Origin of the sequence: Cytobacillus oceanisediminis (genome assembly GCF_007830235.1) — a bacterium.
Taxonomy (GTDB): domain Bacteria; phylum Bacillota; class Bacilli; order Bacillales; family Cytobacillaceae; genus Cytobacillus; species Cytobacillus oceanisediminis.
The window spans coordinates 1-21,031 of the sequence record NZ_VLKI01000025.1 but is presented as its reverse complement, the minus strand read 5'-3'; the positions used below and the strand labels follow the sequence as shown (position 1 = coordinate 21,031).

General features: G+C 40.8%; 22 protein-coding genes. 2 read left to right on the top strand and 20 right to left on the bottom strand.

Features of this window, described 5'->3' with window-relative positions; all coding sequences use genetic code 11:
* Positions 1 to 105: 105 nt before the first annotated feature.
* From purR to metG, 10 genes are all read right to left on the bottom strand, one after another.
* Entirely contained in the window at positions 106 to 924 is an 819-nt protein-coding gene (gene purR, locus IQ19_RS24435; RefSeq protein WP_144546016.1) for a pur operon repressor, read from the bottom strand.
* 60 nt (positions 925 to 984) lie between these two features.
* Positions 985 to 1,854, bottom strand: coding sequence for a 4-(cytidine 5'-diphospho)-2-C-methyl-D-erythritol kinase (ispE, locus tag IQ19_RS24430; protein ID WP_144546077.1), 870 nt, complete (start codon positions 1,852 to 1,854; stop codon positions 985 to 987).
* Between the two features lie 321 nt (positions 1,855 to 2,175).
* A complete protein-coding gene (locus IQ19_RS24425; protein ID WP_144546075.1) occupies positions 2,176 to 2,346 on the bottom strand; it encodes a small, acid-soluble spore protein, alpha/beta type in 171 nt (56 codons plus the stop codon).
* Between the two features lie 155 nt (positions 2,347 to 2,501).
* On the bottom strand, positions 2,502 to 2,765 hold the full coding sequence (veg, locus tag IQ19_RS24420) for a biofilm formation stimulator Veg (protein ID WP_110067675.1): 264 nt from the start codon (positions 2,763 to 2,765) through the stop codon (positions 2,502 to 2,504).
* 320 nt (positions 2,766 to 3,085) lie between these two features.
* Positions 3,086 to 3,970, bottom strand: a complete 885-nt coding sequence (yabG, locus tag IQ19_RS24415; protein WP_144546014.1) for a sporulation peptidase YabG — start codon at positions 3,968 to 3,970, stop codon at positions 3,086 to 3,088.
* Between the two features lie 354 nt (positions 3,971 to 4,324).
* The gene (gene rsmA, locus IQ19_RS24410; RefSeq protein ID WP_144546012.1) at positions 4,325 to 5,203 is read right to left on the bottom strand and encodes a 16S rRNA (adenine(1518)-N(6)/adenine(1519)-N(6))-dimethyltransferase RsmA; all 879 of its coding nucleotides are present in this window, start codon (positions 5,201 to 5,203) and stop codon (positions 4,325 to 4,327) included.
* Positions 5,196 to 5,756 (bottom strand): ribonuclease M5, encoded by a 561-nt coding sequence (gene rnmV / locus IQ19_RS24405; protein WP_144546010.1) that lies wholly within the window; start codon positions 5,754 to 5,756, stop codon positions 5,196 to 5,198. The genes rsmA and rnmV overlap by 8 nt, the downstream gene beginning before the upstream one ends.
* 277 nt (positions 5,757 to 6,033) lie before the next feature.
* Positions 6,034 to 7,227 carry a G5 and 3D domain-containing protein gene (locus IQ19_RS24400; protein ID WP_144546073.1) on the bottom strand — a complete coding sequence of 398 codons (1,194 nt, stop codon included), beginning with the start codon at positions 7,225 to 7,227 and terminating at the stop codon, positions 6,034 to 6,036.
* Between the two features lie 511 nt (positions 7,228 to 7,738).
* Positions 7,739 to 8,506 (bottom strand): TatD family hydrolase, encoded by a 768-nt coding sequence (locus IQ19_RS24395; RefSeq protein WP_144546008.1) that lies wholly within the window; start codon positions 8,504 to 8,506, stop codon positions 7,739 to 7,741.
* A gap of 221 nt (positions 8,507 to 8,727) precedes the next feature.
* Positions 8,728 to 10,692, bottom strand: coding sequence for a methionine--tRNA ligase (gene metG, locus IQ19_RS24390; RefSeq protein WP_144546006.1), 1,965 nt, complete (start codon positions 10,690 to 10,692; stop codon positions 8,728 to 8,730).
* Between the two features lie 1,156 nt (positions 10,693 to 11,848).
* Here metG and IQ19_RS24385 point away from each other — a divergent pair.
* Positions 11,849 to 12,133 (top strand): AbrB/MazE/SpoVT family DNA-binding domain-containing protein, encoded by a 285-nt coding sequence (locus IQ19_RS24385; protein WP_144546004.1) that lies wholly within the window; start codon positions 11,849 to 11,851, stop codon positions 12,131 to 12,133.
* Positions 12,134 to 12,174: 41 nt separating this feature from the next.
* Here IQ19_RS24385 and rsmI read toward each other — a convergent pair whose 3' ends face one another.
* The 10 genes from rsmI to IQ19_RS24335 form a co-directional block, all read right to left on the bottom strand.
* A complete protein-coding gene (rsmI, locus tag IQ19_RS24380) occupies positions 12,175 to 13,050 on the bottom strand; it encodes a 16S rRNA (cytidine(1402)-2'-O)-methyltransferase (RefSeq protein WP_144546002.1) in 876 nt (291 codons plus the stop codon).
* Positions 13,051 to 13,504: 454 nt separating this feature from the next.
* Positions 13,505 to 13,768: a GIY-YIG nuclease family protein gene (locus IQ19_RS24375; RefSeq protein ID WP_144546000.1), complete on the bottom strand. Its 264-nt coding sequence runs from the start codon at positions 13,766 to 13,768 to the stop codon at positions 13,505 to 13,507.
* Positions 13,758 to 14,498, bottom strand: coding sequence for a tRNA1(Val) (adenine(37)-N6)-methyltransferase (locus IQ19_RS24370; protein ID WP_144545998.1), 741 nt, complete (start codon positions 14,496 to 14,498; stop codon positions 13,758 to 13,760). Before IQ19_RS24370 ends, IQ19_RS24375 begins: the two co-directional genes overlap by 11 nt.
* Before the next feature lie 367 nt (positions 14,499 to 14,865).
* A complete protein-coding gene (yabA, locus tag IQ19_RS24365) occupies positions 14,866 to 15,240 on the bottom strand; it encodes a DNA replication initiation control protein YabA (protein WP_144545996.1) in 375 nt (124 codons plus the stop codon).
* 12 nt (positions 15,241 to 15,252) lie between these two features.
* Positions 15,253 to 16,080, bottom strand: coding sequence for a PSP1 domain-containing protein (locus tag IQ19_RS24360; RefSeq protein WP_144545994.1), 828 nt, complete (start codon positions 16,078 to 16,080; stop codon positions 15,253 to 15,255).
* A complete protein-coding gene (holB, locus tag IQ19_RS24355; protein WP_144545992.1) occupies positions 16,073 to 17,080 on the bottom strand; it encodes a DNA polymerase III subunit delta' in 1,008 nt (335 codons plus the stop codon). The genes IQ19_RS24360 and holB overlap by 8 nt, the downstream gene beginning before the upstream one ends.
* Positions 17,081 to 17,093: 13 nt before the next feature.
* Positions 17,094 to 17,534 carry a YaaR family protein gene (locus IQ19_RS24350; RefSeq protein WP_144545990.1) on the bottom strand — a complete coding sequence of 147 codons (441 nt, stop codon included), beginning with the start codon at positions 17,532 to 17,534 and terminating at the stop codon, positions 17,094 to 17,096.
* A 54-nt stretch (positions 17,535 to 17,588) separates the two neighbouring features.
* On the bottom strand, positions 17,589 to 17,918 hold the full coding sequence (locus tag IQ19_RS24345) for a cyclic-di-AMP receptor (protein WP_009336682.1): 330 nt from the start codon (positions 17,916 to 17,918) through the stop codon (positions 17,589 to 17,591).
* 230 nt (positions 17,919 to 18,148) lie between these two features.
* Positions 18,149 to 18,787: a dTMP kinase gene (tmk, locus tag IQ19_RS24340; RefSeq protein WP_144545988.1), complete on the bottom strand. Its 639-nt coding sequence runs from the start codon at positions 18,785 to 18,787 to the stop codon at positions 18,149 to 18,151.
* Positions 18,788 to 18,812: 25 nt separating this feature from the next.
* Positions 18,813 to 20,246, bottom strand: a complete 1,434-nt coding sequence (locus IQ19_RS24335; RefSeq protein WP_144545986.1) for an aminotransferase class I/II-fold pyridoxal phosphate-dependent enzyme — start codon at positions 20,244 to 20,246, stop codon at positions 18,813 to 18,815.
* 269 nt (positions 20,247 to 20,515) lie between these two features.
* On the opposite strand from IQ19_RS24335, the gene IQ19_RS24330 reads away from it, so the two are divergent.
* Positions 20,516 to 20,719, top strand: a complete 204-nt coding sequence (locus IQ19_RS24330; RefSeq protein WP_110067691.1) for a sigma factor G inhibitor Gin — start codon at positions 20,516 to 20,518, stop codon at positions 20,717 to 20,719.
* The last annotated feature ends 312 nt before the right edge of the window (positions 20,720 to 21,031 follow it).

Here is a 21,031-nt window from a genome sequence, read left to right as displayed (position 1 = left end):
CCCCTAAAAAATATCATTTATTTTTAGCTCTGTTAAACTTGCCTGTTGATTTCCGCTCCAGTTACTCGCTTTCCGCGGGCGGTAAAAATGAACTTTAAACGTAACCTATTTTTTAAAATAGTTGCCTTCACTTACATTGATCTTCTTTTCCCGTACATCTACATCGGAGAGGCGTACAAGAGAAAGGTACTCATCAACCAGCCGCTCTTCTGCTTTTTCAGCCTCAACCAGGACAGCAATCCCAGCCAGATTTGCTTTAAATTCCTCCAGCATACTGACCATGCCATTCACTGTTCCGCCGGCTTTCATAAAGTCATCGATGATTAAGACATTGGATCCTTCCGCAAGGCTTCGTTTTGAGAGAACCATCGTTTGGATCCTTTTTGCCGATCCTGACACATAATTAATGCTTACAGTCGAACCTTCTGTCACCTTGCTGTCCCGCCTTACAATGACAACAGGTACATTGAGATAGTTAGCGGCAGCATATGCGAGGGGTATCCCTTTGGTAGCCACAGTCATCACGACATCAATTGGCTTATCTGCAAATGCGGAGGCAAATAGTCTACCGGCACGCTGGACAATCAGTGGATCTCCCAATATGTCAGTCATATACAGATATCCGCCCGGCAAAAGCCTTTCTGGACTGGCTATTAGGCCGCATAGTTCATCTACAAATGGACGAGCCTCATCATCTGTTACCTTTACATTGAACTTGACTCCGCCAGCTGCTCCGGAAACGGTCTGCAGTGTGCCTATTCCCCTTTGCTCAAATGTTTCTTTAATGATTGTTAAATCCTCGCTTATGGAGGACTTGGCAGAACCATATCTTTCTGAAAAGAAAGTTAAGGATACCAGCTGACGCGGATGGTTTAATAAATAATTGGTCATATCTATTAACCGTTCGCTTCTGCGAAATTTCATTTGTGGAACCCCCATGTAAATCCGAATATTTTAACGATAATATACCATTAATATACGGATTTAATCAAGCTTATGCCTTTCCCCAAGCATTCTGACAGCAAACACCTGATCACAGAATCCTCTTAGGCCATTATAAATCCGATGCATTCTTGAATCATGGTGGACAAGTCCAAACACCGTAGGGCCGCTACCGCTCATCAGGACAGCATCTGCCCCAAACCTTTTCATTTGGTCTTTAATTTGTGCCACCTCAGGATGCATCTGTAATGTTACATCCTCAAGGACATTTCCGAGATTATGGCAAACCCCTGCATAGCTTCCGTTATGTATAGCTTCAATCATTCCGCCAGTATTCGGATGGTGTACCTGGTTCACATCAAGCCTTCTATAAACATCCGCTGTCGATACGCCGATAAATGGCTTGGCAAGTATTACCCAGCAAGTAGGAGGTGCGGGAAGCTCTTTAATCACTTCTCCTCTTCCTTTTGCCAAAGCAGTCCCTCCATAAACACAAAAAGACACATCCGAACCAATTTCCGACCCAATTTCGGCAAGTTCATCCATTGAAAGGCCCAATTCCCATAGCTTATTTAGGCCTCTAAGAGTAGCTGCCGCATCACTGCTTCCGCCCGCAAGCCCAGCAGCAACAGGAATCGTTTTTTCGATCGTAATGGCTACACCTTTTTGCACTTGAAACCGTTCTTTAAGAAGATGCGCAGCCTGATAGGCAAGATTTCGCTGATCATCCGGAACAAAACGGTTATGCGAGATAATTTTTATTTCATTCTTGTTTAAAAGCGTTAATTCCAGGCGGTCCGCCAAATCAATAGTTGTCATAATCATTTCAACCTCATGATAGCCATCTTCCCGTTTATGTAAAACATCCAATGACAAATTGATTTTAGCAGGTGCCTTAACCATGACCTTCAACATTTCCACCTACTTCTTTAAATATAAAAAAATTTATAAAATTAGACTTTGATAACTGTTTAGCTCCAGGCACCATCGGCTCGAGGTCATAAGCCAATCCGACAAGAAGGTGCCTTACACCTTTCTTATAGAGCGTCTCCATTTTTTGTCCTATTTTACCACAAATTGAACAGAAAAGCGCAAGGGCCTGAATAATAAGGTTCTTTCGAGATTTCCGGTCTTTTAGAGACACTTCTAAATAATAAATGCCGAAGCGTAAGCTCCGGCAGCCGCAGTACAGTTTTTATTGTTAATGGTTGAAACAATGAACAAAGCTATGTGTTATTTGCTAAGATTTTGCTGTGCCATTTCGATAGCCCGCTTCACCATGTTGCCGGCATCTTTGGCACGAATGCCGCCCCAGCCTTCTTTTTGGACTACATCATAAAACCCAAGTTCTTTTGCGATTTCTTCTTTTAAACCATCTGACATAACGCCTCTTCTTCTGCCCAACATTAACATCTCCTTTAACTGCGGTACTTTTATTATGGAACAGGGACCTTCTATTCATAAGCCCCTTATTTATCCTGAATAAACAGCCCCTCAGCAAAAAAGACAAAACAAAAAGCAGCAAACAAAATGTTCACCGCTCTGCTGTAAAATATATATTAGCTTAAAGCAACCTGTCCTGATGTGTCTTCGTAGAATGTAATTTGAACCGTTTCTGTTAAAACATCCGCATAGCTGTAAGATACACGTTCAAATGCATTTTCATCTTGATCTAATTCAATCACAAATACGGAAGGGTACGTTTCTGCCAAAACACCTGAACGCTCAATGGTCTTTCTGCGTCCGCCATTTGCTTTTAGCAAGAGCCTTTTTCCAAGATTTGAATCAAGAGCTTTTTTAATATCCAATAATGTTTTTGCCATTCGGTCCACCTCACTATGTAAAGTATATCACACTGACACAATGTTGTCAAACAAAAATATAAATTATAACAGTCTTTAAAAATAAATGTCAATATGTTTTCTTCTACTTTTTCTTCTAATTTTCAACAATTTTAGGATTACCGTAAACTTAAAAGAATATGTATAGTTTTTAAAGATCCATCTGGAAAGCGATTTATCAGCTGTTCCTCTGCTCTTTCCAGAGGCTTTAAATGTCAAAACACATCATAATTTGTAGCTTTATGCTTTTTTATTGCCACAAAAAAAACAAGCCGTTCCCTAAATATAAACGGCTTGCCGGATTATGACTCATTTAACTGTTCATTATTAAAAGGCATCCCTGTTCTCAAAACACCTCGTGTTTCAATACCTCCCAATCCCTTTTCACCTGTTAATGTGTTTCTTAAGATATCCCATACGTTAATTCTTTCCATAAAAGGAGTAAGGCTTACTTTAGCTACAATATAAACAGGGTCGAGAGCATGGATATTCACCCTTGAAGGGGAGCTCGCAAAGTTGGCTCCTGCATGGATCAGCGATTCAAAGTGGGATTGGCAGGCCCCTGCAAAGATAACGAGCTGATCCAGATGGGGAATCTTTTTTCTGGCTTCTCTTACCGTTTGCACAAATTCCCTGGAATGCCTATAAGCAGTAATATCCGATTTCTTTCCTTTAGACTTGGAATATGCATCATGACCGGTAACAACCAGGATATCAGGCCTGTAATGATCGATGAGCTGTCCTATTTTCATCGGCATTTCCTTTTCATTGCAATGAATGCCTGTAACCGGGATGCCTATTTTGTCATATACACTCAGGCATTTCTTTAAATATGAGGGATCTCCATCCAGATGCAGCACTCTTCCTGGTATCTGAAAATAATTAAGTGTCTTGCTGTAGCCGTCTGTGACCTCATACTCCTGTTTTTCTCTTAAAAGGGCTATATCCTGTCTGAAAAGCTGAAAGGACTGCTCTTCGAGGGATCTATACTCCTGTTCGATCTTCATTCGGTCCGCCTGGTTGATGACGATTAAATCTTCATAGGGAGCATCGGCAACAAGACGAATATCCTCTCCAAATAAAACGGCCATTTTCTTGCCGTTCTGTTCTCTAATATCAATCACACGGAATAGAATATCACAGCGATAAGAAATTCTTCCGACGATATCCATAATATTTATAGTCAATGTCGTCACTCCAATTGGCCCACATGGGGAACACGGGCTTCTCTAATCTCTTTGGCTTTTATATCTCATTAACGGGATAAGACCGCTGATGGAATTAATATTTATGTCATAAATTATGCATTCGTCTATAAACATGTGCGTATAAAAGGAGAATATATCCCTTATTTACAGCCCGCATTATGGCTATAAAAAAAAGCCCGCTTTTAGCAGGCTTTTTTGGTTTATTTTAAAATCTGAGTACATTTTTTAAGAATAGGCATCGCAAGAAGAAAATGCGAATGCATTTCGAGGATCCCGCACCTTCCGTTCCAATCAACAGGGTGGCAAAATCAACTATGAGCTATAAAACAGCCTTTAAGAAAAGTAAGGCAGAAGGGCATCACTTAAACGCGCAAACTCTTCTATGGATAATGTTTCGCCTCTTCTCCCAGGATCTATCTCAGCCTGTTCAAGTGCATACAGGATTTGCTCCTTCTTTTGTTTTCCTTCCGGAAGCTGGCTTGTCAGATTATTAAGCAGGGTCTTACGTCTTTGAGCAAAGCTTGATTTTGTCACTTGGAAAAAGAACCGTTCGCTCTTAACGGTTACTGCCGGCTCTTTTCGCTTTGTTAATTTAATGACTGCGGAGTCCACATTCGGCTGCGGTACAAATACCGTCTTAGGGACAATCATGGCTGTTTCCGCCTCTGTATAGTACTGGATAGCGATAGATAGGGAGCCGTAATCCTTAGTGCCCGGACGGGCTGAGATCCTGTCAGCAACCTCCTTCTGTAGCATACAGACGATACCCCTGATTGGCAGCTTGTCCTCCAGCAGTTTCATAATGATTGGAGTTGTCACATAATACGGGAGGTTGGCAACGACCATAATATCATTAATCCCATTAAACTCCCTTTCAATTGCTGCGTTTACATCTGCTTTTAATACGTCTTCGTTAATAATGTTTGTATTAGGGTATGGCGATAATGTTTCTTCTAAAATGGGCAGAAGGCGCTGGTCGATTTCAAAAGCAAGCACTTTTTTGCTTCTCCTTGCCAATTGTTCAGTCAGGGCTCCTATTCCTGGGCCAATTTCAATTGCGCCGGATTCTTCCGTTAAATCTGCATGATCGACGATTCTTCGGAGTATATTGGTATCAATTAGAAAGTTCTGTCCAAGGCTTTTCTTAAAAGAAAAACCGTATTTATCCAAAATCGCTCTCGTTCTGGCTGGTGTTGCAATATCTTTATGCATTTTGTTCCTCCTTGCGAATAGCTTCTACTGCAGCCGCAAAATCCTCCTGGCTAACCTGGAACATCATCAGCCTTTTATGAAGCTGTTTCCCATTTGTATAGCCAATTTTAAGCATCTTTCCAAGCTTTTCTCTTCTCTCTTTGGCACCGTCTCCACCAATCAGGCCGGCTGTGACCAAGTCTTCCTGAGTAATTGTTTCCTCATAAGTTTCCATCATCACCTGGGCATCTTTAAGAGCCTGACGGATCATTTCCGGGGAAGCATGCTCAACGCCAACCCCTTTCCCATGCTTATGCAAGGCATCCGCCTTTTCTATAAAAGCATGCTTGCATCCCGGTACTTCATTTGTGATCGTATTTCTTATCTTCTGCCCGGGAAAATCGGGATCTGTAAATACTATAACGCCTCTCGTTTGCTGGGCCAGCTTTATTTTTTCGATTGTTTCCTTATTGATGGCTGAACCATTTGTTTCAATTGTATCGGCATCCAGCGCCCTTCGGATGGCTGCTGTATCATCCTTGCCTTCCACAACAATGAATTCTTTTATCTTCATACTTCCTCCTCTATATTACAAACAAACAGCCGCTCTTTACCGGCTTTGCCTAACTTTTAAAAAATGAATTTAAAAAAATGAAAAAAACTTGAAACATTTCTGTAATGTAATTCGTCTAAATAAATGAAAGAAGAATATATTTATAAAGAATATTTTTTATTATATCTGAAAGTCCCAGTAAAAGAAAAAATGTTATTTCTAACTTCTCCGCTAAGCAATAAAAAATGCAGGGGAATGACCCCTGCATGAAAAGGAAATATTTATAAAAAAGCTAAAATTAATTCAATATCTTAATCTTTACAGTTCTTCTGCCCCATTTATAAGCTTCTGCTTTAGTAGCGAAGAAAACATCAATTTTGTTTCCTTTGATAGCTCCGCCTGTATCAGCTGCAACTGCATAACCATAGCCTTCAACATAAACTTTCGTTCCAAGCGGAATTACACTTGGATCAACAGCTATTATCTTTGCACCCGGATTTGCACGCAGATCCAATCCAGTTGCCGTCTTGCCTGAGCAGCCGCTGCAATGAGCAGTATATGCTGTAGAGGTTACGTAAATTTCTTTTCCGCTTTCCTTACTGCTGGTTCCACGGGACACTACCTGTGTTGCCGCAGCTACCTTCGTTCCAACAGCAACGACTTTATCCTGCTTTTCTTTTACTTTCTTTTCACTGATCAGTTTTCTGGAAATTTCTTTGCCATTTTCCAAAACAACTTCAAACTGTTTTGTCAGAAGGCCTTCTTTTCCGGCATTCACGACCTTTTCAGTGCCTTTAGCCAAATTATTGTCTTTTTTCGTAACAACTGCGAAATTAATTGGTTCTTCCACTACATCGGTGACTTTTTCAACTCGAATGACTTTTATAGTGTCATTGGCTTTGACTGTCTCTTCCAACTTTGGTTCAACACGGTCTAATTCATTGATTTTGATTCCCTGCTGTGATAAAAAGTCAGCGACCGTAGTCGAAGTTGACCAAACCTGCTTTTCTTTTCCGCCATTATTCAGCGTTAAAGAAAATGCTTTTTCTACTTGTATTTCCATGTTGCTCTTAATTTTATCCTCTGGCTTTGGCTGAACCTTATCTTGTTCTTTTAAAGTAATATTCTGTTCTTTTAAAACTTCCTCAACCGTCTTTGCTGCGGTCCAAATCGTTTTCTTCTCGTTATCTGTTACAACTTGAACCTGTTTAGCCGGTTCATAAACAATTTCCAGTTTGTCTTTCACCTGTGTGTTTACCGAGGGAAACACATAATCTTCTGAGCGCAATGAAATGTTTAGATCATCGAATATATCCTGAATCGTTGTTGCATGCGTTTTGATGACTTTCTCTTGGCCATCCAGCGTTAATGCTACTGTTTTCTTTGTTGTTTCATACATGATGAAACCGAAAGCAGCTGCAAAAACTATTAAACTAGCAGAAAAAATGGCCATTTTCTTTTTACTCAAAGACTTGGATAACAGGTTTTTCATGTTTTGAATCACGATGAAAAACGCCTCCTTTTCTCTCGGAGTGATTATATAGAGTATCTTGCCGGCTGTCAACTCTTTCACTTTCCTTGCTGCCATACAGGCTGGCGGAATGCAGGCATGCGGCTATTTTGACTGCTTTTGAAGAACTGCACTCTATCTTTATGTATGAAAGACAGATCCCCCTCTATGCATACCTTCCTGTAAATGCTCCGTTTTTTTGAACACCCGCTCGCCCTGGTTTAATACTTTTCAACATTGCATTTAAAAAATCCTTCTTTTTTTCACTGGTTACTTTTCCTTGGCAGATCGCGATTCCGCCTTAGGAACCTTCTTTTTCTAATAAATGGCAAGCTGTTCTCTTAAACGTATTTCCTATTATGCAAAAAAAACAAGAGAAAGGAAAGAGAGACTTATCGACATGGTTATCCTATGAGACGAAGGAGACATGTAGAACTTTTTAGAAACAGAAAAAATTTGGACAAGCTCCTACAGGATTCGACAAAAAGGGTTATCAGTTTATGCCGAATAATTTTTTTGCATTTTCGGTTGTGGCGCTTGCAACTTCTTCTACAGAAACTCCTTTTATTTCTGCTATCTGCTCTGCAACTAGTTTTACATAACTAGGTTCGTTCCTTTTCCCTCTGAATGGATGTGGAGCTAAATACGGGCAGTCCGTTTCAATCAATAGCTTTTCCAAGGGAATAACATCAGCCACTTCTTTCGGCTTTTTAGCATTCTTAAATGTAACTGGTCCTCCCAAAGAAATATAGAAATTCATATCTACACACTCTTTGGCTGTTTCAGGGCTTCCGCTAAAGCAGTGCATGATTCCGCCTACTTCTCCGGCTCCTTCTTCCTTAAGAATTTCTACAATATCAGCTGTTGCATCACGGTTATGGATGACGATTGGAAGCTTTACTTTTTTAGCCAGGCGGATTTGCTTTCTGAATACTTCCTTTTGAATATCTTTTGGAGACTTGTCCCAATAATAGTCCAAGCCCATTTCTCCAAGAGCCACCACTTTCGGATGCTGGGAAAGCTCCTCAATCCACTGTAGATCCTCTTCTGTCATATCGATCGCATCAACCGGATGCCACCCAACGCTTGCGTAAATAAACTCGTACTTCTCTGTAAGCTCCATGGCTTTTTCAATGGTTGGACGGTCAAAACCGACTACCACAATATTGGATACTCCTTCACTTAAGGCTCTGTCGATTACCTCTTTCAAATCTTCGTTATATTGTTCAGCATTTAAGTGTGCATGTGTGTCGAAAAACATGAAAAAACTCCTTTTTGCTTATATTATTTTTCTATTACAATTTTTTCACTTATATAACAACAGAAATTGGGTTGGTCATTCCCTTCCAGGTTCAAATAGTTAACTTTCTGCTGATTTTTTACTTTTGGAAAATATTATTGTTTAAAAAGAAAAACATAGAAATGCTTACGGTATACGCTTAACACTTCTATGTTTTTAATTTTTTTTAAACAAATGAAAAATTATTTAACTCTTGCTCCTAAAGGAAGGGATTCAGCAATTGTGGCAAGTGAAAGCTCACCGTCTTTTCCGCCTGCCAGAATCATTCCTTCTGATAGCTCGCCGCGAAGCTTAACAGGTTTCAAGTTTGTTACACAAATGACTTTTCTGCCAACCAATTCTTCCGGTTTATAGAACTTTGCAATACCGGAAACAACCTGGCGTTTTTCGTAGCCGAGATCCAGCTGCAGCTTCAGAAGCTTATCAGCCTTTTTCACCGGTTCTGCCTGGATAACCTTCGCCACTCTTAAATCGACCTTCATGAAATCATCAATCGTGATTTCTTCGCTATCCGGCTTTGCTTCTGCTTTTGATTCAGGCTTTGCTTCCTCTTTAGGAGCTGAACCCTGCATTTTTGTTTTAATGAATTCCACTTCATCATTAATATCAAGGCGAGGGAAGATAGGATCTCCCTTTAAGACCTTTGTGCCTTCCGGTATCAGTCCGAAAGTTTCAAGGCTTTCCCATGATGTTAATGCTTCTTCATTTACATTTAATTGAGCGAAAATTTCTTTCGGTGTACGGGTCAAGAAAGGCTGAAGAAGCACAGCAATTCTGCGCAGAGACTCTGCTAAATGTACCATTACACTTGCAAGCTCTTCTCTCTTTGCTTCTTCTTTGGCAAGCGCCCAAGGCTGCGTTTCATCTATATATTTATTTGTTCTGCTAACAAGCTGCCAAACGGCAGAAAGGGCAACAGAAAACTCCATTTTTTCCATTGCTTCCTCATACTTGGAAACAGTCTCACGGTTCATTTGAAGCAGCAGCTGGTCAAACTCTCCGTCGGACCCTTTATAAGTTGGAATAACACCATCAAAATATTTATTCACCATTGCAATGGTACGATTTAAAAGATTTCCTAAATCATTGGCAAGGTCAAAGTTGATTCTTTCTACAAAGCCTTCAGGCGTAAATACGCCGTCTGCACCGAATGGCACTTCACGAAGTAAATAGTAGCGGAGTGCATCCAGTCCATAGCGGTCAATCAATGTCACCGGGTCAACTACATTCCCTTTCGATTTGGACATTTTGCCGTCTTTCATTAATAACCATCCATGTGCAAAAACTTTTTTAGGAAGTGGCAGATCCAAAGCCATAAGCATGATTGGCCAATAAATGGTATGGAAACGTACAATTTCCTTCCCTACTAAATGAACATCTGCGGGCCAATAGTTCAAATACTTTGAATCATCATCGGTCCCGTAGCCAAGAGCTGTAATATAATTGGACAAAGCATCAATCCAAACATATACAACATGCTTAGGATTATTTGGAACTTTTACACCCCAGTCAAACGTTGTTCGGGAAACAGCCAAATCCTCAAGCCCAGGCTTAATAAAGTTATTGATCATTTCATTCTTGCGGGATTCCGGCTGAATGAATGACGGATTTTCTTCATAATATTGCAGGAGCCTGTCAGCGTACTTGCTGACCTTGAAGAAATAGGATTCTTCTTTTACTTTGTGGACCGGACGTCCACAGTCAGGGCAGTTTCCATCCGACAGCTGGCGCTCTGTGTAGTAAGACTCACAAGGAGTACAGTACCAGCCTTCGTATTCTCCAAGATAAATATCTCCCTGTTCAACAAGCTGGGCGAAGATTTTTTCTACAATCTGTTTATGTCTGTCTTGAGTGGTACGGATAAAATCATCGTAGGATATATCGAGCTTTTTCCATAATTCCTGTATCCCTGCCACGATTTCATCTACATACTGCTGCGGAGTAACACCTTTCTCTTCCGCTTTCTCCTGAATCTTTTGTCCATGCTCATCAGTTCCAGTCAAGTACATAACATCATAGCCGCGCATACGCTTATAACGTGCCATCGCATCACCGGCTACAGTTGTATAGGCGTGCCCTATATGTAAATTTCCGCTAGGATAATAAATTGGAGTGGTCAGATAAAAAGTCTTTAATTTTTCCTCCACAAGATTCCCTCCCTAATTTTAAGAAAGCATCGGTGCATATGTTTATGCAGCTAAGCTTATTATTGACTCTTTTTTATAAAATCTCATCAACTATTAAAAAATCCCGCCCAATGTGGACGAGAGTAAAAATCAGAAAATCGTGCCGTTTTTGGGCCTGCTATATCCGTGTTTTTCAAGATGTTATATTCGTCATCATAACCTCTTATACCATCAAAATATACCTAAAAACTTGAATTTGTGCAACCAATAGGCAGATGTGAAGCTAATGAATCTTTTTTATAGGCTATGTTAAAGCTCATTGTTGATTTTGGCACTCTGTTGATTGGAGCAGAAGGCGGGACTCCTCGAAAATGCATTCGCATTTCCCTCGTGCAATGTTAATTAGAGGATGTTAATTCAATGTCCTGCGGGAAAAGAGGGACAAAGGCAGAGCAAAGGCTTAGTGCTTGAGAGGCTCCCGGACCGCCCGCAGTTCGCTGAGCGCCCTGAAGCGGAAATCAACAGACAATTTTAACAGAGCTTTTTTATAAAGGCTCTTTTCTAAAAGATTGTTGTTTTAAATAGGTTATGAGGAATGGAAACTGATAAAAAAGGTTGGTTGATTGTAGCGTAAGGTGCGAGACTCCTGCGGGAGTAGCAGGACAGGTGAGACCCCACAGGCGCTGTGCGCCGAGGAGGCTCACCGCCTGCCCCGCGGAAAGCGAGCACCTGGAGCGGAAATCAACCTTTCCTCACTACTTGTTGAAAAGCAACAAAGTTTGCGAAACCAGACTTTATAAAAAACTTCTGCTTAATAAAAAAATAAAATACAACTCCTTCTTTATCCCTATAAAAGGAAATGCACCTACGAATATTATTATATCGATGGTAAAGGTTTTTGTAGAATTTTGTCGAAATGTCGAAACAAGTCATTTTCGAAATTTATAGCAAAAATCTGGCTTCCTCCCTCTCCTACTCTTTCATTTCAGCAATAAAACCTTATTGTATCAATACTCCAGTGTATATCCTAAAATTTTCTATATGAATTAAACATAAAGTAATTGACGTATTTGGGAATGGCTGGTATTATGTAATTAATAAAGATTTTGTCGAATAATGACGAAACAACATAGATAGAGAAAAATATTATTTGGAGATTTGAGAGGAGAAATTTATTATGAAATCCACAGGTATTGTTCGTAAAGTTGATGAGCTTGGCCGCGTTGTTATCCCTATTGAATTAAGACGTACATTAGGAATTGCAGAAAAGGATGCTTTGGAAATCTATGTAGATGACGAAAGAATCATCCTTAAGAAGTACAAGCCAAACATGACATGCCAGGTTACTGGAGAAGTTTCTGACGAAAACATCTCTTTAGCTAACGGAAAACTAATCCTTAGCCGTGACGGTGCTGAACAGCTATTAAAAGAAATTCAAAACACATTTGAATTAGTAAAATAATAAAGAGAAAAGCTTCTCACAGTTGTGAGAAGCTTTTTTTATTACTCGACATGATAGGCATGATAAACATCCCGTTTATTTAATCCCCTGTCCTTTGCTGTTTGCTTAATGGCTTCTTTGCTTGCCAATCCTTTTTCTTCTATATAATGCTTTACGTGATCTTCTATTGAAACATTTTCCCACCAGACTGGTTCTTCTTCCTTCATATCTTCAGAGGCACCTTCAATAATGATGCAAAATTCCCCTCTTACTTCTCCGCTGGCGGCCCATTCGATTGCTTCAGAAACCGTTCCCCTAATAAATTCTTCATATCTTTTCGTTAGTTCCCGGCACAAGGAGATGTTCCGGTTTCCCATTAAATCACAAATTAATGATAGGGTCTCCTTGAGGCGATGAGGAGCTTCATATAAAATCGTTGTCGCCGGCAGCTTCGCCAGCTTTTCCAGCTCTTGTTTTTTTATTTTCTTCTGCCTGTTTAAGAAGCCATAAAAATAAAAGGGCTGTGTATTAATTCCGGAAGCGATCAAACCGGTTAATGCAGCATTGGCACCCGGAAGCGGCACAACGGTAAGCCTTTCTTCAACAGCTGCTGTTACAAGGTCATAACCCGGATCTGAAATAGCTGGCATTCCCGCATCGCTGACCAGGGCAATCTTCGCGCCATTTGCCACTTTCTCCAGAAGCTTTTGCCCGCTTGCTTCCTTATTATGTTCATGATAACTGATTATGGGCGTCACAATCTCAAAATGATTGCAAAGCTTCTTAGTATTGCGTGTATCCTCCGCTGCAATAAAGTCAGCCTCTTTTAAAATCCTTACAGCCCTAAAACTCATATCTTCAAGGTTTCCAATTGGAGTTGGAACCAAATAAAGGATTCCTTTTGTCTCTTCATTTTCAAAGCTTTTTTGCTGCCACATATGTACCACCCGTTTCCTTCGCGAAAAGCGCAGAGCGCCACCAGTTGATTGCAGACTAAAACCGCCACGTCCTCCCAAAAGCTAACACTTTTGGTCGTGCGATGTAACGCTGCCGCAGCTTTCCTTGTCCTGTGGCAATGTCTGCATGAAACCGCATCCTCGTAAAAGCTATCGTTTTTACTTCGTACGATGAGGAGGCTGTCGAAGCCCTTCCTTATCCTGCGGGCCTTAAGCTTCAGACAAACCGGCTGGAAGGTTGCCCTTTACCTTCTGGACGGATTGTCTGAAATGTGTAGGCGACTTGCCCAGGGACGACAAGCATAAGACTAGCCCTGTAAGAAGGTGTTTACTCCTTCTGAAATGGATTGGCTAATCTTTCGTCCCTAGGAGCCAAAACTAGACATGCTTAAAATCTCGAGCCGATGGCGCTCGGAGCTAGACCGTTCTCAAATTTTTAAAATGAAATATTATGTCGCTTTAAAAACTCATCCTTCTTTTTCCTGGGCCATTGTTTAAATTCATATTCAGCCCTCATAGCTTCACTCTTATCCGAAAATAACTTGGAGAAGACCAGTTTAACCGGCCCTCTGCCTCTTGTATACTTGGCCCCTTTGCCCTCATTATGGACCTTTATTCTTTTTTCAAGATCATTCGTATAGCCTGCATATAAACTGCCATCCCTACAATAAAGAACATAAAAATAGTGGCTATTCTCCATATAAAATCTCTCTTATTTCAGGTGTGTATTCATTTTCCCCATTATATACAAATAACGGAGGCAAGATTTTCAAATCCGGGCTTCCGTTTTTAACAGCTTCAATGAGCAGGGTATTCGCTTCCTTCCCTGCCTTTGGATACACAAATTGAACCTTTTTCGGTTCAAGCTTATATTTCCGCATTAAGGTGACGATATCCAGGAACCTGCCCGGCCGATGAACAAATGCAACCTTGCCACCCTGTCTCGCCAGCTGGCTTGATGCTTTAATGGCATCCTCCAAGGTACATAGAATTTCATGGCGGGCAATTGCTAAATGTTCATTTTCATTGATTTCATCACGGGAAGGTGTAGGAAAATACGGAGGGTTGCAGGTCACGACATCAAATTTCCCATACCCAAGAACCTGGGGCATTTCTTTTATATCCCCATGGATCATCTTTATACGGTCCTGAAGTTTGTTGTATTCAATGCTTCTTACAGCCATATCATGCAACCGATCCTGAATCTCCACCCCTGTAATGGTGCCTTTTGTTCTTGCACTTAAAAATAATGGAATAACACCATTACCGCTGCACAAATCAATAAGGTTCCCCTTTTGAATCGGCACATATACAAACCGGGCCAGCAGTACAGCATCCAGCGAGAAAGAAAATACGGCCGGACTCTGGATGATCCGCATTTCCTCTGCCAGCAAATAGTCCAGCCGTTCACCTTCTTTTAAAAAATCCATACTTGATCCTCCATGCTCTGTTTCTTAAATTGTATTCTTTCTGAAAGCTCTGTTAATAAACTTGTCTGTTGATTTCCGCTCCAGGGCGCTCAGCGAACTGCGGGCGGTCCGGGAGCCTCCTCCAGCACTAAGCCTGCGGGGTCGGTCCCCCTTTGACTCGCTCTTCCCGCAGGACATTGAACAAGCATCCTTGAATAGGCATCGCACGAAGAAAATGCGATGCCTTTTCGAGGATCTCGCGCCTTCCGCTCCAATCAACAGAGTGCCAATATCAACCATTTGCTTTAACATAGCCCTTTTGAAAAAGACTAATTAAGCCTATTTCATATGGAAAAATAGCCTTCCTTTAATCAGGAAGGCTAAAAGTTTACTTCTTATTAAGGAAGGACAAGCAAAACAGGCAGTCGCCCTCTTTTCTAGGGCTGCCAAAATGAAGATTGCAAATGTGAAAGCCTTCCTGATAGAGGCGGGCAAGATTATCATAGCCTTCCCCGATATCAATCACCTTATCCTCATCCGTATCTCCGGCAGGCTGCACTGCTTTTTTCTTTTTAACCGATGTGCTTTCCTTTTCCGAAGATATGTCTAAATGGCGTCTTAAATGTTCATTCTCCAGCTTTAAAGAGTTATTCTCTTCAAGTATTTCTGCCAAATGCTGCTTTAACTCACCAAGCTGCTGATATAACTCTCCAATTTGGGTTTCCATGTTACTTACTGAGTCAAAGATTTCTTTTTTATCCACGCCTTCCACCTCTTAATCTGTGGACTGAACTGATACAGCACCTTGTTTTAAAATTTCATTGAGTGTATATTCGAGTACGCGCTCCTGTTCTTTAACATCTACTTGAAGAACACGCTCCAATATATTTAAGCCTACGACTTTTCCCGGTCCATCAGGAGTCTGAATCCATTCCCCAAGGTCCGGGAGCTGTTCTTTAGCTGCTTCGTACTCATCATTCTCATATTTCAGGCAGCACATTAAGCGCCCGCATAAACCTGAAATTTTCGTTGGGTTTAACGAAAGATTCTGGTCTTTTGCCATTTTTATGGACACTGGATCAAAATCGCCCAGGAATGTGGAACAGCAAAGCATCCTTCCGCACGGGCCAATGCCGCCCAGCATTTTCGCTTCATCCCTCACACCAATCTGGCGAAGTTCAATTCTTGTCCTGAATATGGCTGCAAGGTCTTTTACAAGTTCACGAAAGTCAACCCGCCCATCAGCCGTAAAATAAAATATGACTTTATTTCGATCAAATGTATATTCAACATCCACAAGCTTCATATCGAGCTGATGTGTATTGACCTTCTCACAGCAAACCTCATATGCTTCTTTTGCGGCCTGCATGTTCTCCTCAACAATCATGCGATCCTTTTGATCTGCAATACGAAGAACCTTTTTTAATGGCAGGACAACATCATGTTCATCAACCTGTTTCGGGGCTATAACTACTTTTCCGTACTCTACGCCTCGAACGGTTTCGACAATGACAAAGTCATCCTTTTGTATTGAGAGATCTCCGGGATCAAAATAATATATCTTGCCCGCTTTTTTAAAGCGCACTCCTACTACATCATACAAAGGAAGATCCCTCCTGCAATTTTAACACAAGCTGTTCCATCAACAGCTGCGGATTCATATTTGCCTGTAATTTTCTTTTCGCTTCCAAAACAGCCGTCATCTGTTCAGTTAGACGCTTTGTAGAAGATTGCAGTGCAAACTGCTCTAAACGATTCTTTTCGTTTAGATGGACAACCTGGTCTTGTTTCCCAAGCTGTATATATAATAAATCTTTAAAAATAAGAAGTAATAAATCTAAGCCGCGATTAATCTGCTCTTTCTCTTTAAAGTGCAAGAACCAATCCTCCTGAAGGGCAACCATTGCCTCAAGTGGATTTTTCTTAATCACTTCATATAATTTTAACACTATTTTTTGTGCTTGTACAAACCAATCATCAGAACTATATTCCAAAGCCTCATCCAAATTATTGGTAATTTGTGCAAGTAATGGTGCCTGGCTAGGATCTACTCCATTATTCTTTAACTGTTCGATCATTTCAGCTGGGGATAAAGGTTTAAAAGTAATCGTCTGGCAGCGGGATAGAATCGTAGGAAGCATTTGCTGGGACTGTTCAGTAATTAAAATGGCAGTCGTTTGCGAATGAGGTTCCTCCAGAAATTTCAGCAGACTATTGGCAGCATTTACAGTCATCCTGTCTGCATGTACAATCACATAAAGTTTTCTTTTTGATTCTACACCTGTTTTTGAAAACTCTTCCTGCAGGCTTTGAATCTGATTCTTTTTAATAGACAGTCCGTCCGGCTCTACGATATGGACATCCGGGTGATTGCCGCTATTAATCCTTTTACAGTTTGAACATGTTTCACATGGAACATACCCTTCAACGGGAGCCTTGCAGAATTGGCTTTTGGCTAAAAGTGTGCTCGCTTCCCGCTTCCCTGTCCCTTTCATTCCTTCAAACAAGTAGGCGTGGGCCAGCCGATCCTTCACTATGCTATTTTTAAACATTTTCAATACTACTGGCTGTATGGCCTCCAGCTGTGCCCACGTTTTTCCCACAACAATCACTCACTTACGTATATAAATTTATTAAAAGACCTTTAATTTCTCCAACTTTTCCAAGTATATCAATCGAAGACTCTTCTTTTTTCATTAGTTCATCTGTCAGCTCAGAAAGCTTTTCATCAACGGTTTCGACAACCTTTAGCGACCTGCCTTGTCCAAATTGATTCCAGCTATGTGATTGCTTCAGCTCCATGCCATAGTCAACGGCTTCTTTCACAAACCTCTTAACCAATGTTTTAAACTTGGACAAGTCTTTAAAAGTCCGGGAACGAGCAAGGCGTTCTCCGGCGGCATCTATATCTTTTAATAATCCCTGAAGCTGTGAAGCCTGCATCTTTTCGCCCTGCTTCTGAACCAGTTCATAAAACTTGGCGCCATCCCCCGCTGACTGCTTTTGATCCTGGCGGATATTTTCCATTTTCAGCTGAAGATCCTGGTTGATTTTCATACATTACCCTCCGAAAGAGGCAGCATGGGCCCCTGTAAATACTATAATGGTTTATTAAAAGTGGTGGAATTGCTCAACTGGCAATACAAAAACTGTTGCACCGCCCACTTCTACTTCTACTGGATAGGGCACATAAGAATCAGCGTTTCCGCCCATTGGTGAAACGGGTGCAACAAGCTGGTCTCTTGCCCGGCAGTTTTCTTTAATAATCTGCAGAGCCCGTTCTACCCGAATATCCTCTGTGCCGATCATGAAGGTAGTATTGCCGGATTTCAAAAAACCGCCTGTACTGGCCAATTTTGTTGCACGAAAATTATTATCCACCAAGGCATTCATAAGCTTATTGCTGTCTTGATCCTGTATTACTGCCAGGATTAATTTCATAGACCCATCCCCTTTACAGTTTTATATCCGTTGTTCCTTACCTTTATTATATCAATTATTTTATGCTCAAGCAGAAATTAAGGGAATACTGCGGAGATTATTTTTAAAAAAATTGCCTATAATAATTTCCGCCTGAAGCTGCTGAATGCATATAGCAGATAGCTACACGCTCTTGCACTTACTTCTTCTACAAAAAAACCTTAAAGATATAAAATCTTTAAGGCCCTTTCTTATATTTTCCCTTCTAGCACTTCTTTTAGTTTTGCTTCTGCCTGTTTATAGACATCCTCCACCGGCCTTGATGCATCAATCTTATAAATTCTGTCAGGATAAAGCTCCATTAATTTGAGATATCCCTCGCGTACTTTATGGTGAAAGTCTAATTTTTCCAGATCAAGACGATTTACTTCCCTGCCCTTATGCTGATTGATTCTCTCCAACCCAGCCTCTGGTTCAATATCAAAGTACAATGTTAGCTTAGGCATCATTCCCTCAATTGCAAAGCTATTAATGGAGAAGACCTCCTCAATGCCTAATCCCCTTGCATACCCTTGATAAGCAAGTGAGCTGTCAATAAACCTGTCACATAATAATACATAGCCTTTTTCTAATGCGGGCTTTACCTTTTCAACCAGGTGCTGCCTTCTAGCCGCCGCATATAAAAGAGCTTCGGTCCTCGGGTCCATCTTTGTATTATTTTTATCGAGGATTACACCTCTGATTTGTTCAGCAATTTCAATTCCGCCTGGCTCCCTCGTTTGAAGGACCTGAAAGCCTTCCGCTTCAAGTCTATTTGCCAGCATATTAATGATTGTCGTTTTTCCGGCACCTTCAGGCCCTTCAACGGTAATAAACATTCCATTATTCATATTACTTCCTCCAGCTGTTCCATAATCATTCATATATTTTAATGGTGCCTTGTTTGATATTTTCCTCATTTTGAAAGCGCGCACCGGCTTCCTTAAGAATTCTTATATTTTGGATATCTTCCTTATGTATTGGTTCCCCCGGAAATAAAAGCGGACTGCCCGGCGGATAAGGGGTCACCTCCTGTGCGCATACCCTGCCGACAGCGTCCGCCAGTGGAACTGGCTTGATGATAAGGCCTTCTCGTTTTTTTTGATTTAAAACAAGTTCTGAAACAGGCTTTTTTGAAAATATCATTTTCTTTTTTTGATCTTCTGTGTGTAAATAAATTTTTATTCCTTCCTCTAAACAACTGACGACCCGATCAACAGGATAGTCCATATATGTTTTTAGCAGTGGAAAAACAAGCAAAACATTATAGGGGTCAGCCATTTCTGCATAGATACCGTGCTGCTCCAGAATTTGCTGAAGTTCAAATCCGCTTAGGGAGGTTATGGATTGAATTGTAACCTTTAGAGGATCGCCGATATTATTATCATAAGGCAGGACTTTAATGCCTTTTATTGTGCTTAATGCATTCCTGAAACTTTCAACCTTCTCGCATAGTTTATCCGCATCTTTATCTGAAAAAGAAGCTAAATACGCTCTGGCCATATCAAGCGAGGCCATAATTGGATAGGAGGGGCTGCTTGATTGGAGTATCCCCAAATAGCTGCTTAATTTTTCTTCGTTTACAAGTTTACTATTAAAATGCAGGTACGCCCCCATCGTCATAGCAGGCAGTGTCTTATGGGCTGATTGTATAACAATATCCGCCTGGAGTTGGACTGCAGAAGCCGGAAAACACTTTCCTCCTATAAAATGTGCCCCATGCGCCTCATCCACCAGCACAGGTATTCCATATTGATGAGCATGTTTAATAATCTGCTCCAAGTCGAAAACCATTCCATAATAATTAGGGTAGGTTAAAATCAGCGCTTTGGCATGCGGGTATTGCTCGATTGCTTCTTTTACCGTCTCTAACGACACCCCTCCAGCCACGCCCCAATCCTGGTTGTATTCAGGCGCTAAGAAAACCGGATTTGCCTTAGCCAAAGAAATGCCGTTAAGGATCGACTTATGGCAATTTCGCTGTACTAATACGGTATCATTCTCTTCAGCCGCCGCCATAATCATAGCGAGGTTCCCTGCAGTTGACCCATTTACCAAGAAATAACTTGTGGAGACACCGTACAAATTTGCAAGCAGCCTTTGAGCCTCCAATATCACTCCCTCGGGAGAGTGCAAGTCATCCAGGCCACCGAGTTCCGTGGCATCCAGCTTTAAAATATCTTTAAAGTATTCTATTTCACCATAGCTTAAAAGTTCTCCATACTTATGTCCCGGGACATGAAAAGATATTGGATGCTGTGAGGCATGCTTTTTCAACTGATCAAATAATGGAGTCCGTTCCTGATTCATTTCATCACCAAATTATTGCACTTTCCTTAGATTCTTATCCTATTTTAACAAATAGGGTATTTCCTATAAAGAGCCACACCTGCAATATAGCCAGTCCCCTCATTAAATAAGCAATTTTATAAAGAAATCCATGATAGACATACACCCAAATAGGATTTCCATCATACAATATTAATCAAGTAACCTCAAAAAAAACCGCCAATGAATATTCGAAAAATTGTATACAATAAAATATTACTGGGCAGAATAAGTGTATGGAGGTGGAGTGATTGGGTTCGCTATTAGCAAAAAAACATGCAGGAGAAGAATGTGTCATTTGCGAGCAGGCTAAAACAAGGGGAATACATCTATACACTTCTTTTATCTGCACAGATTGTGAAAAAGATTTAATAACTACAGATACAAGCAATCCAAAATATAATTATTACTTAAAGAAACTTAAAAAAATAACAATGCCAGAAATATTTTCTTAAAAGGGAGCTCCTCGGACGGGGGCTTTTTATTTTTGCTGGGGCTTATGCTGTTAGGCAAGACAGGATGTGGTGCTGCGGAAAAGAGGATAATTTTTTTCACTCTTTTATTAACCATCAAATTATACGAGTTGTTGCTTAAAGCTTCACAGTAAATTTTAATTGAAATTGCAGGCCATTTGTAATTGCTCGGTTTAGTGGTGTAGCTTCAAAAGAGCGCCATAGAGGCAACTGACCGATATATGGAAAAAGTGACCGATAAAAATGAAATCTGACCGATATGTCGGAAAAGTGACCGATAAAATAAAATTCTGG

Bases quoted from the DNA above. Each gene is read 5' to 3' on its own strand.
- purR (WP_144546016.1), bottom strand. From the start codon at position 924: ATGAAATTTCGCAGAAGCGAACGGTTAATAGATATGACCAATTATTTA.
- veg (WP_110067675.1), bottom strand. From the start codon at position 2,765: ATGGCAAAAACATTATTGGATATTAAAAAAGCTCTTGATTCAAATCTT.
- rsmA (WP_144546012.1), bottom strand. From the start codon at position 5,203: ATGCATAAAGATATTGCAACACCAGCCAGAACGAGAGCGATTTTGGAT.
- rnmV (WP_144546010.1), bottom strand. From the start codon at position 5,756: ATGAAGATAAAAGAATTCATTGTTGTGGAAGGCAAGGATGATACAGCA.
- IQ19_RS24400 (WP_144546073.1), bottom strand. From the start codon at position 7,227: ATGAAAAACCTGTTATCCAAGTCTTTGAGTAAAAAGAAAATGGCCATT.
- IQ19_RS24395 (WP_144546008.1), bottom strand. From the start codon at position 8,506: ATGTTTTTCGACACACATGCACACTTAAATGCTGAACAATATAACGAA.
- IQ19_RS24385 (WP_144546004.1), top strand. From the start codon at position 11,849: ATGAAATCCACAGGTATTGTTCGTAAAGTTGATGAGCTTGGCCGCGTT.
- rsmI (WP_144546002.1), bottom strand. From the start codon at position 13,050: ATGTGGCAGCAAAAAAGCTTTGAAAATGAAGAGACAAAAGGAATCCTT.
- IQ19_RS24375 (WP_144546000.1), bottom strand. From the start codon at position 13,768: ATGGAGAATAGCCACTATTTTTATGTTCTTTATTGTAGGGATGGCAGT.
- IQ19_RS24370 (WP_144545998.1), bottom strand. From the start codon at position 14,498: ATGGATTTTTTAAAAGAAGGTGAACGGCTGGACTATTTGCTGGCAGAG.
- IQ19_RS24350 (WP_144545990.1), bottom strand. From the start codon at position 17,534: ATGAAAATCAACCAGGATCTTCAGCTGAAAATGGAAAATATCCGCCAG.
- IQ19_RS24345 (WP_009336682.1), bottom strand. From the start codon at position 17,918: ATGAAATTAATCCTGGCAGTAATACAGGATCAAGACAGCAATAAGCTT.
- tmk (WP_144545988.1), bottom strand. From the start codon at position 18,787: ATGAATAATGGAATGTTTATTACCGTTGAAGGGCCTGAAGGTGCCGGA.
- IQ19_RS24335 (WP_144545986.1), bottom strand. From the start codon at position 20,246: ATGAATCAGGAACGGACTCCATTATTTGATCAGTTGAAAAAGCATGCC.